Origin of the sequence: Bacillus sp. CFBP9009, assembly GCF_036541465.1 — a bacterium.
Lineage (GTDB): Bacteria > Bacillota > Bacilli > Bacillales > DSM-1321 > Peribacillus.
On record NZ_JAZHFU010000001.1, the window covers coordinates 667,778 to 682,369 of the forward strand.

General features: G+C 43.3%; 17 protein-coding genes and 1 other annotated feature. Of the genes, 12 read left to right on the forward strand and 5 right to left on the reverse strand.

Annotation, left to right across the window (positions count from 1 at the left end; genetic code table 11):
* Positions 1-82: 82 nt before the first annotated feature.
* From ytxC to V3595_RS03485, 9 genes are all read left to right on the forward strand, one after another.
* Positions 83-943 (forward strand): sporulation protein YtxC, encoded by an 861-nt coding sequence (ytxC, locus tag V3595_RS03445; RefSeq protein WP_485905427.1) that lies wholly within the window; start codon positions 83-85, stop codon positions 941-943.
* 389 nt (positions 944-1,332) lie between these two features.
* Positions 1,333-3,264, forward strand: coding sequence for a threonine--tRNA ligase (thrS, locus tag V3595_RS03450; protein ID WP_485905428.1), 1,932 nt, complete (start codon positions 1,333-1,335; stop codon positions 3,262-3,264).
* Between the two features lie 106 nt (positions 3,265-3,370).
* The gene (locus V3595_RS03455) at positions 3,371-3,541 is read left to right on the forward strand and encodes a hypothetical protein (protein WP_157831018.1); all 171 of its coding nucleotides are present in this window, start codon (positions 3,371-3,373) and stop codon (positions 3,539-3,541) included.
* Positions 3,542-3,594: 53 nt separating this feature from the next.
* Positions 3,595-4,047, forward strand: coding sequence for a GNAT family N-acetyltransferase (locus V3595_RS03460; RefSeq protein WP_485905429.1), 453 nt, complete (start codon positions 3,595-3,597; stop codon positions 4,045-4,047).
* A 168-nt stretch (positions 4,048-4,215) separates the two neighbouring features.
* Positions 4,216-4,352 (forward strand) — a sequence feature (ribosomal protein L20 leader region).
* A gap of 98 nt (positions 4,353-4,450) precedes the next feature.
* Positions 4,451-4,951 (forward strand): translation initiation factor IF-3, encoded by a 501-nt coding sequence (infC, locus tag V3595_RS03465; RefSeq protein ID WP_034309072.1) that lies wholly within the window; start codon positions 4,451-4,453, stop codon positions 4,949-4,951.
* A gap of 34 nt (positions 4,952-4,985) precedes the next feature.
* Positions 4,986-5,186, forward strand: coding sequence for a 50S ribosomal protein L35 (rpmI, locus tag V3595_RS03470; protein WP_034309070.1), 201 nt, complete (start codon positions 4,986-4,988; stop codon positions 5,184-5,186).
* 35 nt (positions 5,187-5,221) lie between these two features.
* On the forward strand, positions 5,222-5,581 hold the full coding sequence (gene rplT, locus V3595_RS03475; protein ID WP_034309067.1) for a 50S ribosomal protein L20: 360 nt from the start codon (positions 5,222-5,224) through the stop codon (positions 5,579-5,581).
* Between the two features lie 68 nt (positions 5,582-5,649).
* Entirely contained in the window at positions 5,650-5,925 is a 276-nt protein-coding gene (locus V3595_RS03480) for a DUF1294 domain-containing protein (RefSeq protein WP_101222879.1), read from the forward strand.
* Positions 5,926-5,985: 60 nt separating this feature from the next.
* Positions 5,986-6,555 (forward strand): TVP38/TMEM64 family protein, encoded by a 570-nt coding sequence (locus V3595_RS03485; protein ID WP_485905430.1) that lies wholly within the window; start codon positions 5,986-5,988, stop codon positions 6,553-6,555.
* 53 nt (positions 6,556-6,608) lie between these two features.
* On the opposite strand, the gene V3595_RS03490 is transcribed toward V3595_RS03485, so the two are convergent.
* Entirely contained in the window at positions 6,609-6,989 is a 381-nt protein-coding gene (locus V3595_RS03490; protein ID WP_048681192.1) for a hypothetical protein, read from the reverse strand.
* A 109-nt stretch (positions 6,990-7,098) separates the two neighbouring features.
* On the opposite strand from V3595_RS03490, the gene V3595_RS03495 reads away from it, so the two are divergent.
* Together V3595_RS03495 and V3595_RS03500 are read left to right on the forward strand one after the other, a co-directional pair.
* Positions 7,099-7,587, forward strand: a complete 489-nt coding sequence (locus V3595_RS03495) for a dUTP diphosphatase (RefSeq protein WP_485905431.1) — start codon at positions 7,099-7,101, stop codon at positions 7,585-7,587.
* A 64-nt stretch (positions 7,588-7,651) separates the two neighbouring features.
* The gene (locus V3595_RS03500; RefSeq protein WP_350299671.1) at positions 7,652-8,737 is read left to right on the forward strand and encodes a M42 family metallopeptidase; all 1,086 of its coding nucleotides are present in this window, start codon (positions 7,652-7,654) and stop codon (positions 8,735-8,737) included.
* Between the two features lie 63 nt (positions 8,738-8,800).
* Here the strand turns inward: V3595_RS03500 and V3595_RS03505 are convergent, their stop codons facing one another.
* From V3595_RS03505 to V3595_RS03520, 4 genes are all read right to left on the reverse strand, one after another.
* Positions 8,801-9,505 (reverse strand): LutC/YkgG family protein, encoded by a 705-nt coding sequence (locus tag V3595_RS03505; protein WP_485905725.1) that lies wholly within the window; start codon positions 9,503-9,505, stop codon positions 8,801-8,803.
* Positions 9,499-10,929, reverse strand: coding sequence for a LutB/LldF family L-lactate oxidation iron-sulfur protein (locus V3595_RS03510; protein WP_485905432.1), 1,431 nt, complete (start codon positions 10,927-10,929; stop codon positions 9,499-9,501). Before V3595_RS03510 ends, V3595_RS03505 begins: the two co-directional genes overlap by 7 nt.
* A 23-nt stretch (positions 10,930-10,952) precedes the next feature.
* The gene (locus V3595_RS03515; protein WP_485905433.1) at positions 10,953-11,669 is read right to left on the reverse strand and encodes a (Fe-S)-binding protein; all 717 of its coding nucleotides are present in this window, start codon (positions 11,667-11,669) and stop codon (positions 10,953-10,955) included.
* A 179-nt stretch (positions 11,670-11,848) separates the two neighbouring features.
* The gene (locus tag V3595_RS03520) at positions 11,849-12,580 is read right to left on the reverse strand and encodes a FadR/GntR family transcriptional regulator (RefSeq protein ID WP_485905434.1); all 732 of its coding nucleotides are present in this window, start codon (positions 12,578-12,580) and stop codon (positions 11,849-11,851) included.
* Between the two features lie 255 nt (positions 12,581-12,835).
* Here V3595_RS03520 and V3595_RS03525 point away from each other — a divergent pair, with 255 nt between their 5' ends.
* A complete protein-coding gene (locus V3595_RS03525; RefSeq protein WP_485905435.1) occupies positions 12,836-14,524 on the forward strand; it encodes an L-lactate permease in 1,689 nt (562 codons plus the stop codon).
* Positions 14,525-14,592 lie beyond the last annotated feature (68 nt).

The window sequence follows — 14,592 nt, forward strand, 5'->3', positions numbered from 1 at the left end:
TACAAGGCCCATCCTACTTCTAAACACGTCCCCATCCCCATATACATGAAAAAAGAAGCAAGGGGGAAGGGGGGATGTCGTAGTGCAAATTTCGTTTCAAAACGATTCAGAGGCATTGAAATTACTGAATTTCGTTTCTGTCCATCCACTGGGGGCAGAATTTCAAGCATATATTCGATTTCTTCCGCAACAAGGCATGTATGTGGATATGACGGAGTCTTCAGGTGATGAATGGCTAATTCTGCTTCGTGATGCATTTCATTCTTTTTTATTGGAAGAAAAGACGCTTCCTGTTCTGGAGCAAATAATAGTCGGTAAATTTTTTTATAGGGAACGGGAAGAAATTGAAGCCATCATTGAAATTGCATCATCAATCATCGAGGTGGAAAGAGCCAGGAGTCAAGATGAAGCATTCAGTACGGAGAAACGATTGATTGAGGAAGGACTTCAAAGCATCTTGGCTGGAAAGGTATCTTTTTCATTCGATTCTTTTACGACCTTCCGTTTGAAATCATTTCAGCACACGTTGGAAAAGTATGTCGTCAAGGCGATTGATGAATACAAGCTGGAACAGGACTATCAAAATTTCATTGCTACGCTCCGTGATTGCCTTCATGGGCAAAAGTCGAAATTAAGAAAGCTTCACCTGGTCAACCGGGATGGTTTTCATTTCTATGATCAGAAGTTCAGCAAGCTCGACCGTCCAAAAATCAATAGTATGATCGACAGGAGGCTTCTTGCCAAAAGTTCACTATTTCTCGATACGGTGATACTTGCCCCGCTTTTATCGATTGCTCCTGAAAACTTGTGTATCTATACCGATGACAAGGAAGAGGGGCTGATCCAGACCATTTCAAGGATTTTCGAAGAACGGGCCACTATCCTGCCACTTTCGTCATTTTCTATGCATTTGAATGATCTTTCGTGGAAAAAAGAAAATTAACCTTGATTTTCACCGTATAACAAATTATAATTTCCTACATACTATTAAAAAACTAAAAGTTATGATGAGGACAAGGGTATTCTAGTCGCCGATTATCAGAGAGGGGAGCCAACAGGCTGTAAGCTTCCTATTCGCATGGAACACTTACCACCTTTAAACTTCGGCTCGGAAAGCAGGCATTCTGCGAATATGAGCTGACGGGAAGCTGCCGTTACCAAGTTACAAGTGCCATTTTGCCGTGAAAAGCAAGCTGGAACGAGGGTGGAACCGCGGGTTAATGATATTTATTACTAAGCTCGTCCCTGTTTTATACAGGGACGGGCTTTTTTGTGTTGTAATGGAATCAAATACCTGTAATTTGTTTGAACAATAAGAAGGAGTGAAACTGAATGTCAGAATTACTGAAAATATCTTTTCCTGACGGAGCGGTTAAGGAGTTTGCTAAAGGCACAACAACTGAAGACATCGCTGCATCCATCAGTCCTGGTTTAAGGAAAAAATCCATTGCCGGAAAATTCAATGGTGAATTATATGATTTGAAACGCCCGATTGAACAAGATGGTTCAATCGAAATCGTCACACAGGACACAGCGGATGCTCTTGAAGTATTGCGTCACAGTACAGCGCACTTGATGGCACAAGCGATCAAACGTTTGTACAAAAACGCTAAATTCGGCGTAGGGCCAGTCATCGAGGGCGGCTTTTACTATGATATGGATCTGGAGGAATCATTGACTCCCGAAGACCTTCCATTGATTGAAAAAGAAATGAAGAAAATCGTCAACGAGAACTTGGAAATTTCCCGCATTGAAGTAAGTCGTGATGAAGCGATTTCCCGTTTTAAAGAAATAGGCGACGAGTATAAATTGGAGTTGATCGATGCAATTCCTGCCGATCAGCAGGTAACGCTTTATGAGCAGGGTGAATTCTTTGACCTTTGCCGTGGAATTCATGTTCCATCAACTGGGAAAATCAAAGAATTCAGGCTATTGAGCATCGCTGGAGCATACTGGAGAGGCGATAGCAAAAACAAAATGCTGCAACGCATTTACGGTACGGCTTTCTATAAAAAAGAAGATTTAGCCGAACACCTGCGTTTCCTTGAAGAAGCCAAGGAACGTGACCATCGTAAAATCGGTAAAGAATTGAACTTGTTCATGAGCTCACAGAAAGTGGGACAAGGGCTGCCGATGTGGTTGCCAAAAGGAGCGACCATCCGCCGGACAATCGAAAGGTATATCGTGGACAAGGAAGAACGTTTGGGTTATGACCATGTCTACACACCTGTAATGGGTAGCGTGGACCTTTATAAAACTTCTGGACACTGGGATCATTACCAGGACGGCATGTTCCCTGTCATGGAGATGGAAAACGAACAGCTTGTCTTGCGTCCGATGAACTGCCCGCATCACATGATGGTCTATAAAAACAGCATCCACAGCTACCGGGAACTGCCAATCCGGATTGCCGAGCTAGGCTTGATGCACCGCTATGAAATGTCAGGTGCCCTTTCCGGCCTTCAGCGAGTACGTGGGATGACATTGAATGATGCGCACATTTTTGTCCGCCCCGACCAAATCAAAGAAGAGTTCAAGCGCGTTGTGAACCTGGTTCTGGAAGTATATAAAGATTTCGATATCAAGGATTATTCATTCCGCCTGTCTTATCGCGATCCGCAGGATACTGAAAAATACTTCGATGATGATGACATGTGGGAAAAAGCGCAAAGCATGTTAAAAGGCGCCATGGATGAACTAGGTCTGGATTACTTTGAAGCGGAAGGTGAAGCGGCATTCTACGGTCCTAAGCTCGATGTTCAGGTACGTACTGCATTAGGAAAAGATGAAACGCTTTCCACGGTTCAGCTTGATTTCTTGCTTCCTGAACGTTTTGATCTTAATTACGTCGGTGAGGACGGCAAGCAGCATCGTCCGGTTGTTATCCACCGCGGTGTCGTTTCCACAATGGAACGTTTTGTCGCTTACTTGATCGAAGAATACAAGGGGGCATTCCCGACTTGGCTTGCACCTATCCAAGCACAAGTGATCCCGGTCTCACCTGAAGTGCACTTGGATTATGCCAAAGAAGTACAGGAAAAACTTAAAGCGCAAGGCATTCGTGTCGACCTGGATACACGTGACGAGAAAATCGGTTACAAAATCCGTGAAGCGCAAATGCAAAAAATCCCGTACATGCTGGTTGTTGGTGACAATGAAGCCAAAGAAGGCAGCGTGAATGTACGTAAATACGGTGAACAAAAATCCGAAACGATCGCTTTTGAAGATTTCGTTTCAGCGATTAAGGCTGAAGTAAGCCGTTAACATCAAAAAGAGGGGCACATATAGTTGTGTCCCTCTTTTTAATTATGGCATGATAAAATGAAACCATCATGTGAAAATATGTACAGCAATGAAAAGGAGGGGCAGCATGAAAAAGAAATTTACTTATCTATTCGGACCGACATTCCTTGTCATCATCATCTTATTGTTATTGGATGGTTATCGACAATATGCCATCGTCCCGGTCCTGTTATTTTGGATAGCCCTATTTTCTTGGGACGCCATTGAGAAAAAGAAAAAGGCGAAAGAAAACTCTTAACATTTGATCGCTTCGGTCAGTATGGACTGTAACCAAAGGGGGAGTGGGGATAAATGGAGATTAGAAAGGCTTCAAGGGAAGACGCGGGTAACTTGGCTGCTCTGTTCAATCATGTTGAAGATTCCGGGTATATGCTGTTCAACCCTGGGGAAAGAAAAGCGACAGCGAAACAAATGGAGAAGCAAATGGAGCAAATCGAAAAAAATCCCCTTTCCGTTTTCCTCGTTGCTGCTAGTGGCCATGAACTGAATGGTTACCTGATCTTATTGGGCAATCAAATGGGCCGAACGAGGCATTCAGCCAAAATCGTCATCGGCATCAATGAACAGGACAGGGGAAAAGGCATCGGTACGAAGCTATTTCAGAAAATGGAGGAGCATGCACGGACAAACGAAATCCGGCGCCTGGAATTGTCCGTGATTGCAAACAACGCCCCTGCGCTTTCCTTATATCGAAAGATGGGTTTTGAAAAGGAAGGAAAAAAAGCGGGAATCACTTTTTTTTGATGGGAAGTATCATGATGAATATTTTTTGTCCAAATTACTTTAAAAAACGTATTGTCAAAAATGAGAATGTCTGATAATATTAATTTTGTTGTGAAAAACGAATAAATTAGCATTTGACAAGTCATCAGTGTTTATGATATATTTCTAAAGTGAATTGAATACGTGTTTGAGGAAAAGAAGAAGCACCCGCTTCTCACCTGGTTGACGCAAACAATGCAGTTAACAGGTCATGATTTGATTATTTGGATCTTTCTGAATGAGTCTATCAGTGTGGGTGCAACATGCATCCACACTTTTTTATTATGATTATATCCTGTAAGCGAGTTGTGAGCGTGACCGAATTTATTCAAATATTCGTATTCGCCAATATCTTTGGAGGTGGCTAACTATTAGTAAAGACGCGATGGTAAACGAGGGCATCCGAGCCCGTGAAGTTCGTCTTATTGACCAAAACGGAGAACAACTTGGAATTAAAACGAAATTCGAAGCATTGGAAATTGCCGCTCGTGTAAATCTTGATCTAGTTTTAGTTGCTGCAAATGCAAAGCCTCCGGTAGCCCGGATCATGGACTACGGAAAACACCGCTTCGAGCAGCAAAAGAAAGACAAGGAAGCACGTAAAAATCAAAAAGTCATCAGTCTGAAAGAGGTTCGTTTGAGCCCGACGATTGAAGAACATGATTTCAATACGAAGCTTCGCAACGGTATTAAATTCCTTGAAAAAGGCGATAAAGTAAAAGCTTCTATCCGATTCAAAGGACGTGCCATTACGCATAAGGAAATTGGTCAACGTGTACTCGTTCGTTTTTCTGAAGCATGTAAAGAAGTGGCTACAATCGAGCAACACCCAAAAATGGACGGGCGCAGCATGTTCATTATCTTAGCACCGAAAAACGAAAAGTAATTGTAAAGTAATTTGTAATGAGGAGGAATACCTTATGCCTAAAATGAAAACTCACCGCGGATCTGCTAAACGTTTCAAAAAGACTGGATCCGGCAAACTTAAGCGTTCTAACGCTTACACAAGCCATTTATTTGCTAACAAATCTACTAAGCAAAAGCGTAAGCTTCGCAAAGCTAGCCTTGTAAGCAAAGGTGACTTCAAACGTATTCGTCATATGCTAGACAACATTAAATAAGTTCGATTTATCGAGTTAAATAGGAGGGAAATAACATGCCACGTGTAAAAGGCGGTACTGTTACTCGCAAACGTCGTAAAAAGGTAATAAAATTAGCTAAAGGTTACTATGGCGCGAAACATATTCTTTTCAAAGTAGCTAACCAACAAGTAATGAAGTCAGGAAACTATGCTTTCCGTGACCGTCGTCAAAAGAAACGTGATTTCCGCAAACTTTGGATCACTCGTATCAACGCTGCAGCACGCATCAACGGTCTTTCTTACAGCCGTTTAATGCATGGTCTAAAGCTTGCTGGTATCGAAGTGAACCGCAAAATGCTTGCTGATCTTGCTGTTGCTGACGAACAAGCTTTTGCTCAATTAGCAACTGCTGCTAAACAACAATTAGACAAATAAGTCTGACTGATACAGCCACTCTCTTTTCAAGAGGGTGGCTTTTTACATATTTAAAGGAGGGAATGAGGATGCAAGGAGTATGGTTCATTGCTGCTTATATGATCATCACGAACATCATCGGGTTTGCCTTAATGGGAATCGACAAAAGGAAAGCGCGTAATGGGGAGTACCGGATCAGCGAAAAGACACTTTGGTTTTGGGCGGTCATAGGCGGAGGGACTGGGTCCTTTTTGGGGATGAAGCAATTCCGCCATAAGACGAAGCATGCCGCTTTTAAGTGGGGCCTGCCTATATTGATGATTCTTCAGATAGGCTTATTGATTAAGATATTCATTCAATTGTAATATGTAGCCGGTATAATGTATATGCTTGTAGAAGCAGCAAAGAGTAGCTGGAGGGAGAGCATGAATGATAAACTGACACTTGTGATGAGCTACGTTCAATCAGGAAGCGTGTTTGCACCGTTGATTTTTATCACTTTTCATTTATTAAGGCAATTTTTATTCATTCCCGTCATTGTGGTTTGCATGTCTGGGGGAGTATTATTCGGGGCGGCTTTTGGAACCATCTATTCGGTAATCGGTTTGACGCTGTCCAGTATGGCCTTTTATTGCGTGATAGGCAAATTTCCGAAAACAAAGGATAGGCTGCTGCGGCTTAAGAATAAACTGTTTGGAAACCGAAAGCTAAACAGCCGGCAAATTGCAGTACTTAGGCTAATACCATTCATACACTTTTATTTACTGTCGCTTTGTTTATTGGAATCCAATAAAGGGCTGAAAAATTATTTTTACCTATCCTTCATGACCAATCTCCCTGTAGCATTCGTATACACGGTTTTTGGCCACTATATTGCAGATTTCAGTCCAACGCTGATCGTCATCATTTTATTATCCTTAACCTTATTGATCTATTTATTGAGAGAAAAGCAGACGGTTGTCCCCTGGAAGGAATTTTTCCGTTCAGATGATTAATATAGAGCCTTGAGTCCATTTTTCTCAAGGCTCTTCATTATGCGTTATTTTTTTCAATTTTGTAAGAACTCCTTAACAGGGCTCTTCCAATCAATAACGGCATCCGGATATTGTTTTTTTATGGCTGCCTCGATTTTTAAGAAGTCATTTCGCTTCAAGCCTTTCAGGCCTGCCACTTTTTTAGGCCATATGAAGATGGAGATGACCTCGAAGGAGCGTTCCGTCGTCCCTAAATACTTTTCCCCTTCAAACATCACACCGTTGTACGTCAATAAAAAATTTTTTCGTATATTGGCTGTATCGTCGAGCAGAAAGAATTTTTTCTGTTCATGTGCCAGCTCTAATTTTCTTTTCGGATTAAATAGGTATTTGATGACTGTATATATTAAGAAAATGATGAGAGCCAAAAGAATGAACCGCATGATCAATACCATGGAGCTACCTCCTTAAACAGAGTGATTCCCTTCATTTACGTATGGGTTTTTAATAAGTTTCATTTATTTGATATAATTTAGGGGAAGACGATGGAAAGAAGTGATGAAAATGAACATAAGTAAATTAATGGAAATGCAGGCAGCTTTGGATGAGCATATTCAATCAAAGCATGATTTGGGTGCTGAAGACTTGGTGGAACGGAAGATACTTGCTCTTTTAGTGGAGCTTGGAGAGCTTGCCAATGAAACAAGATGTTTTAAATTCTGGAGTCTTAAAGGACCCTCTGATAAAGAAACGATTTTGGCTGAATATGTGGATGGCATTCATTTCATTTTGTCACTCGGGATCGAACGGGGATTTGTACCGGAAGTTCCATCTGCACTCAAGATGGTTCAGGCGGATTTGACGGTTCAATTTACTGCTATTTACGGCTACATCAGTGAATTTCGCACACAGTTGACAGAGTCATCTTACCAAAAGGTTTTTACTGCGTATTTACTTTTAGGGGAGTTGCTTGGATTTTCGGCAGTGGATGTGGAAAAAGCATATGTAAGCAAAAATGAAGTGAATTACGAAAGGCAAAAGCAAGGCTACTGATTGTTTATGTAATCGATTGTCTGTATAATTATTCTTGTAATGTAAGTTATAGGGAGGTAAAGGAATGGCTCAATTGGATGAAACATTAAGGATGCTTCGGGACTTAACGGATGCTAAAGGCATCGCAGGAAATGAAAGTGAAGTAAGAAAAGTGATGACCGAATACATAACACCATTTGCTGATGAAATATCGACAGATGGCCTGGGAAGTTTGATTGCCAAGAAAACGGGTGATGAAAACGGACCGAAAATCGTCGTTACCGGGCATATGGACGAAGTCGGTTTCATGATCACCCAAATTGATGATAAAGGATTTTTGCGTTTTCAGCCGGTAGGGGGCTGGTGGTCACAGGTAATGCTGGCCCAGCGCGTGACGATCGTTACAGGTAAAGGTGATATAACTGGCATTATCGGTTCCAAGCCGCCACATATCCTGTCAGCGGAGGCGCGGAAAAAGCCGATTGATATTAAGGATATGTTTATTGATATTGGTGCATCCAGCAAAGAAGAGGTTAAGGAATGGGGCGTCAAGCCAGGAGATATGGTTGTGCCATATTTTGAATTCACGGTTATGAATAATGAAAAGATGCTGCTTGCCAAAGCCTGGGACAATCGAATTGGCTGTGCAATCGCCATTGATGTGCTTAAACAGCTGAAAGACAGCGACCATCCTAATGTAGTATATGGAATTGGCGCAGTGCAAGAAGAGGTCGGCCTGCGTGGCTCCAAAACATCCACATTCAAAATTCAGCCGGATATCGGTTTTGCCGTCGATGTCGGCATTGCTGGTGATACACCGGGGGTTTCCGAAAAAGAAGCGATGAGTAAGATGGGGGAAGGCCCGCAAATCGTCATCTATGATTCATCGATGGTGGCACATAAGGGATTACGCGATTTCGTCACAGACACGGCTGATGAAATGAATATTCCTTATCAATATGAATCGATTCCAGGCGGCGGGACGGATGCCGGCTCCATCCATTTAACGGCAAATGGTGTTCCCGCTCTGGCGATCACGATTGCCACACGCTACATTCATTCACACGCAGCAATGCTCCACCGTGATGATTATGAGAATGCAGTTAAGCTCATTGTCGAAGTGATTAAACGCCTCGATCGTGAAGCGGTTGATCGAATCATTTATGAATAATATAGTGAAAGTTAAAAATGGAGAGGCCTAATTTAGGTCCTCTCCATTTTCTTTTTCTTATTTCTACTTGTCTTCGACGATTATATAGACCGCTTTTATGGGTCCATGGACTCCGACGACAAGGTCCATTTCGATATCAGCCGAATTGCTCGGCCCTGTTATGAAATTGATGCAGGAAGGAACGACTTCGCCCCGTTTGACTTTTGAACGGATGGCCGAAGCAGCCTGGGTCATTCGCGGAACGATGGTGCTTTTTGGAATGATGGAAACATGGCAGGAAGGAAGAAAGCTGATGGAACGGCCGTGATCCTTGTCGCTGAATAAGACGACGGTCGCTGATTCTGCTAGTGTCATCTCACTGAATGTGATTCCGATGTTAGCACTTTCGGCTTTTTCGATATTTTCTTTCCCGGCTTGGTGATTCCATATATGGACATCTTTTTCCTTTAAGATACCCTCTAACCCATATTCGGAAAATCGATCGTCCTTAGGGATGATCAAGGGTCCGTCTCCAAGTTCCTCGATCACCTGTGTTAAACAATGCAACACTTGCTTGGAGTCGGTAATGTGAAATTGAGTATGCACCCGTTTACATTGCTCCTTCAATTCCGCGACAAGATCATTTGGTGTCGCATGATTCAAAACTTCTTTTTGGGGGGCGTGCTTCCATTTCGGAACGGAGATGCCTTCCGTAATAGGAGCCCTTCCCAGGTTTTTGGCTATATTGTTTAAAAATGTCCCTTCATTATGGATGGTTCCATTCATGATGGTTTCCCTCCTTTTTCCCGATTTTTGAACCAGTCCCGAAAGCTCTCTTTCCCTGGAGCAGGGAACTCGCGGCTTTCTGTCCAAGTTTTGAGCGGTCCCGGTCCTTTCGAGATGATATCCCCCGTTTTAAAAGGTGACATCGCTGATGGGGCAATTTTAGTGCCGAACTTATAAAGCATAGGCGATGCCGCACCAATTCCGAAGGCCTTCATGGCCATCTTTTCTGAAAACGGCGCCATTTTTTCCTTTTCAACGATAACTTCACGATGCTTCCTCAGTAAATCATGGAGAGGAATCTTTACCGGACAGGCATCTGTACAGGCTGCACAAAGAGTGGAGGCATATGGAAGTTCCTTGAAATCATCATATCCTCCGAGTAATGGTGAAAGCACAGCACCGATTGGTCCGGGGTAAATTGAACCATATGAATGACCGCCAACCTGGCGATAGACCGGGCAGACATTTATACAGGCAGCACAGCGAATGCATTGAAGAACGGATTGAAACTCAGTTCCTAAGATGGAGGAGCGTCCATTATCTACGATCACAAGGTGAAACTCCTCGGGTCCGTCTACATCACCTTCATCACGCGGACCGGTAAGTGCGGTGATGTAACTGGTCAATCTTTGGCCGACAGCACTTCTTGTCAATAAGCTGACAAGGACTTCGAATTCATCGAATGTAGGTACAAGCCGTTCCATCCCCATCACGGTGATTTGCGTTTTTGGGAGGGCAGTGACCAAATCGGCATTTCCTTCATTCGTCACCAGTCCAATCGAGCCCGTTTCCGCAATCGCAAAATTACAGCCGGTAATGCCCACATCGGCGCTTAAGAAATCTTTCCGCAGAATGCCCCGCACATGGGCGGTAAGTTCCTCCGGTTTTTCGGTTTGCGTATAGGCAAGCTTTTCTTTAAAAACATCCCTAATCTGCTCTTTATTTTTATGGAGCGCAGGTGCGACGATATGGGAAGGGGGATCATGATCATCCACTTGTAAAATGTATTCACCAAGGTCCGTTTCAACGACATCGAGGCCAACTGCCTCAAGAGTTGCATTCAAATTGATCTCTTCCGTAACCATCGATTTGGATTTCACGACCTTTTTGGCATTCTTTTTTACAATGACATCCTTGATGTATCCGCTTGCTTCTTCGGCCGTTTGAGCGAAGAAGACATGACCGCCTCTTTTCGAAACGTTTTCGGCAAGCTGGTGCAAATAGAAATCAAGGTTACTGAGCACATGCTGGCGGATTTCTTCCCCAAGGGAACGCCAATCCTCCCAGCTTCCCAATTCATCAACGGCAGTCAGCCGCCGTCCGTGTAATCGTTCTTGGGCACTGGATACGGCCAATCGCATAAAATCATTATGTATTCCTTCATCCACCCGGTCTTTAAATTTGGCAGAGCTGGTTTTCATAGCCATAAGTTTTTCCCTCCTCGCTTTCTTTAAATACTATTCAGGACTTCCGCAATGTGAAGCACTTTCACCGGTTGCCCCTTCCTTTGGATCCGTCCGCCGATATTCATCAAACATCCTGCATCCCCGCCGATTAAAAAATCGGCCCCGGTATTTTCAATATTGCAGACTTTCTCCTCGACCATTTGCCCGGAAATGTCACCCATCTTGACCGAAAAGGTCCCCCCGAACCCGCAGCAGTTTTGGGCATCCGGAAGTGGTATCATTTCCAGTCCCCTGACATGGCTTAATAAAATGGCAGGTGCTTCCTTCACCTTAAGCAGCCGTGTCATATGGCATGAAGTATGATAAGTGGCCTTTCCCTTAAGGGTCGCCCCGACGTCGGTAACTTTTAAGACATCCACGATGAATTGGGACAATTCATATGTTTTCGCCGCTAATGATGCCGCTTTCTTTTCCCATTCGGCATCGCCTTTGAAAAGAACCGGATATTCCTTGAACATCGCTGCACAGGAACCGGAAGGGGTTACGATGTATTCAGCATCCGCGAACGTTTTAATCATCTTTTTCATGGCTTCCTTCGATTCCTTCGTATACCCGCTATTATATGCCGGCTGTCCGCAGCATATCTGGGACTCCGGGAAATTGATCTCACAGCCTAATCTCTCGAGTAGCTCCACTGTCGCTTTGCCGACATTGGATTGAAATAAATCCACTAAACATGTTGCAAAGAGAGTAACTTTCAATCTGAACTCCTCCTTTTTCAAATAGGTTAACAGGTCATCCGATGACCAGGAAATGGAAAAAGGAAATGGTTTAGAGAATATACCAATTTCCAAGATTTTTTAAATGAAGTAATCGTTTTCAAAATAATATATCAATTTAATCCTTTTTTGTATAGGGTATTTTTGAAATTAAAGAAAGGTCAACTATGCTTTTGCTGATTTTTTTGGATGACCCGGTCCAGTGATTCCTCGACGCTTTGAAGGTGAAACAGCATGGCACTGCGGGCTCCGTCTTCATCCTGTGCCACGATTGCATCATAAATCCTGACATGCTGCTGGTAAAGCTGCTTAAGTGTCATCTCTTCGGAATAAAGCGCAATCCGACGGATATCACGCATCTTTTCCGTCATTAATTCTGAAACGTGGTTCATCAATGTAATCAGCAGCTCATTTTGTGATGCGTTTGCCACTGCAACATGGAAGGCGATGTCCGCTTTATCACTTAGCTCTTCATCATCTGATACCTTTTCCATATCAAAAAGCCTGTCCTTGAGTTTGATAAGGTTTTCTTCCGTTCTCTTCTTCGCTGCCACCTCTGCCGTACCGGACTCAAGGATTTTCCGAACTTCCAGTAAATGCTTGATATTGTCTTGATCCATCAAAAGGGCGGCAGACAAGGGGTGGTTCAAGATGGCGGGGTCGAAGGTTTTAACGAATGTTCCTTCACCTTGTTTTATTTCAATAAGACCCATTGAACTCAATGCACTTAATGCTTCGCGGATGGCCGGGCGCCCGACTTGGAAATTTTCCGCAAGCTGCTGAATGGAATCCAATTGTTCACCTGGTTTCAGGCTGCCTGACCGAATCATTTCATAAAGTTCATCGCTGACTTCTTCATAAATTTTTTTCGGCTTTATTTTTTTATATACCAAGTAGTAGCACCTCTATTTTCTATGAGTTTCTCTGGTTAATATTATATAACACAAATGCTCTTTGACACTTCCAGAAGGGTGAAAAATCAACAAAAAATAAAAAAAAATCTTGATTTTATATTTTCAATCATTTAATTTTAATGAGTACTCATCAAGTCATCTGATGACTTTGAATATTTTGATATGTAAGGGGTTTCAATTAGCGTTTGATTTCTGAATTTTTTAAAAAATCTATAGAAAATGGAGTCGAAATGAATGACATGGACACAAAACTTTACGCCGATCACCGATAATTTAGTTTTATCATCTCTTGCCGCACTCATTCCAATTCTTTACTTTTTCTGGGCACTTACCATCAAACGTATGAAAGGTTACATTGCAGGTATAACCACGTTGCTTGTAGCTCTTGCAGTGGCTGTATTGATTTATGGAATGCCTGCAGGAAAAGCAGTGATGTCTGCTTCACAAGGAGCTGTATATGGGCTGCTCCCAATCGGATGGATAATCATCACTTCCGTATTTTTGTACAAAATGACCGTTAAAAGCGGACAATTCAATATCATTCGTTCTTCGGTGCTTTCGCTTACGGAAGACCGCCGTCTTCAGGCATTATTGGTGGCATTTTCTTTCGGGGCCTTTTTAGAAGGTGCTGCGGGATTTGGAGCACCGGTCGCCATTTCAGCCGCGCTTTTGGTCGGTCTCGGATTTAATCCGCTTTATGCAGCCGGGATTTGTTTGATCGCGAATACCGCTCCGGTAGCATTCGGGGCGGTTGGAATACCGATCATCGCCATGGAAGGCCCTACTGGCATAGCCGCCATGGAGATTTCAAAAATGGTCGGCCGCCAATTGCCATTCCTTTCGGCTTTCATTCCGCTTTATCTCATTTTGATAATGACTGGGTGGAAAAGGTCGCTTGAAGTCCTGCCGGCAATTTTGGTTTCCGGAGTTTCCTTTGCCATCACACAGTACTTAAGTTCAAATTTTCTCGGGCCCGAATTACCGGACATCCTTTCGGCGTTAGTGTCACTACTTGCATTGGCGATCTTCCTTAAATTCTGGAAACCTAAAACGATTTTTCGCTTTGCATCCGAGGAAACGGCAGCAGCTGTCGAACCTTTATATACAGCCGAAGCGGAAACAAAATACACGAAATGGCAGATATTCCATGCTTGGTCACCATTCCTTCTGTTAACGCTTTTCATAACAATATGGGGGATGAACCCAATAAAGCCGGCACTCTCCGGACATTATGAAGGCAACAATGTGCTGCTTGGCGCAATCAATGAAATCGGGAAGCTATTAACCTTCCAAATCGAAGTCCCAGGTCTGCATAATGAGATAATCGGAAGCAATGGATTGCCGATTGCGGCTTTCTATAAAATAGAACTGCTCGGAGCAGCCGGGACTGCCATTTTACTGGCTGCCATCGTAACGAAGTTCATCGCACACATGTCTGCAAAAGACTTCTTTGGCACCTTTGTTGAAGCGATGAAAGAGTTGGCAAAACCAATCTTGATGATTTCTACCGTGGTGGCCTTTGCATATGTAACGAATTCTTCAGGCATGTCGACAACATTAGGGATGACCCTTGCAAAATCGGGTGATTTATTTCCGTTCTTCGCACCGGTTCTTGGCTGGCTGGGTGTATTCATTACCGGATCGGATACATCAGCCAACCTCTTATTTGGCAGTCTGCAGAAAGTGACCGCTCTTAAGGTGGGGATGGAACCGGTCCTGGCACTGGCGGCGAACTCTTCCGGAGGGGTCACCGGAAAGATGATTTCACCTCAATCGATAGCGATTGCATGTGCTGCAGTTGGATTGGCGGGCAGGGAATCGGAATTATTGAGATTCACGCTCAAACATAGTCTTTTCTTATTGCTGCTTGTTTGTGTGATTACCTTCTTGCAAAATGGCGTCCTTTCCTGGATGATTCCATAAGTAGAATGAGGCTCTCCTTTCATAGGGGAGCCTCGAAATATTTATCAAGCCCATACAAAAAAGGAGGA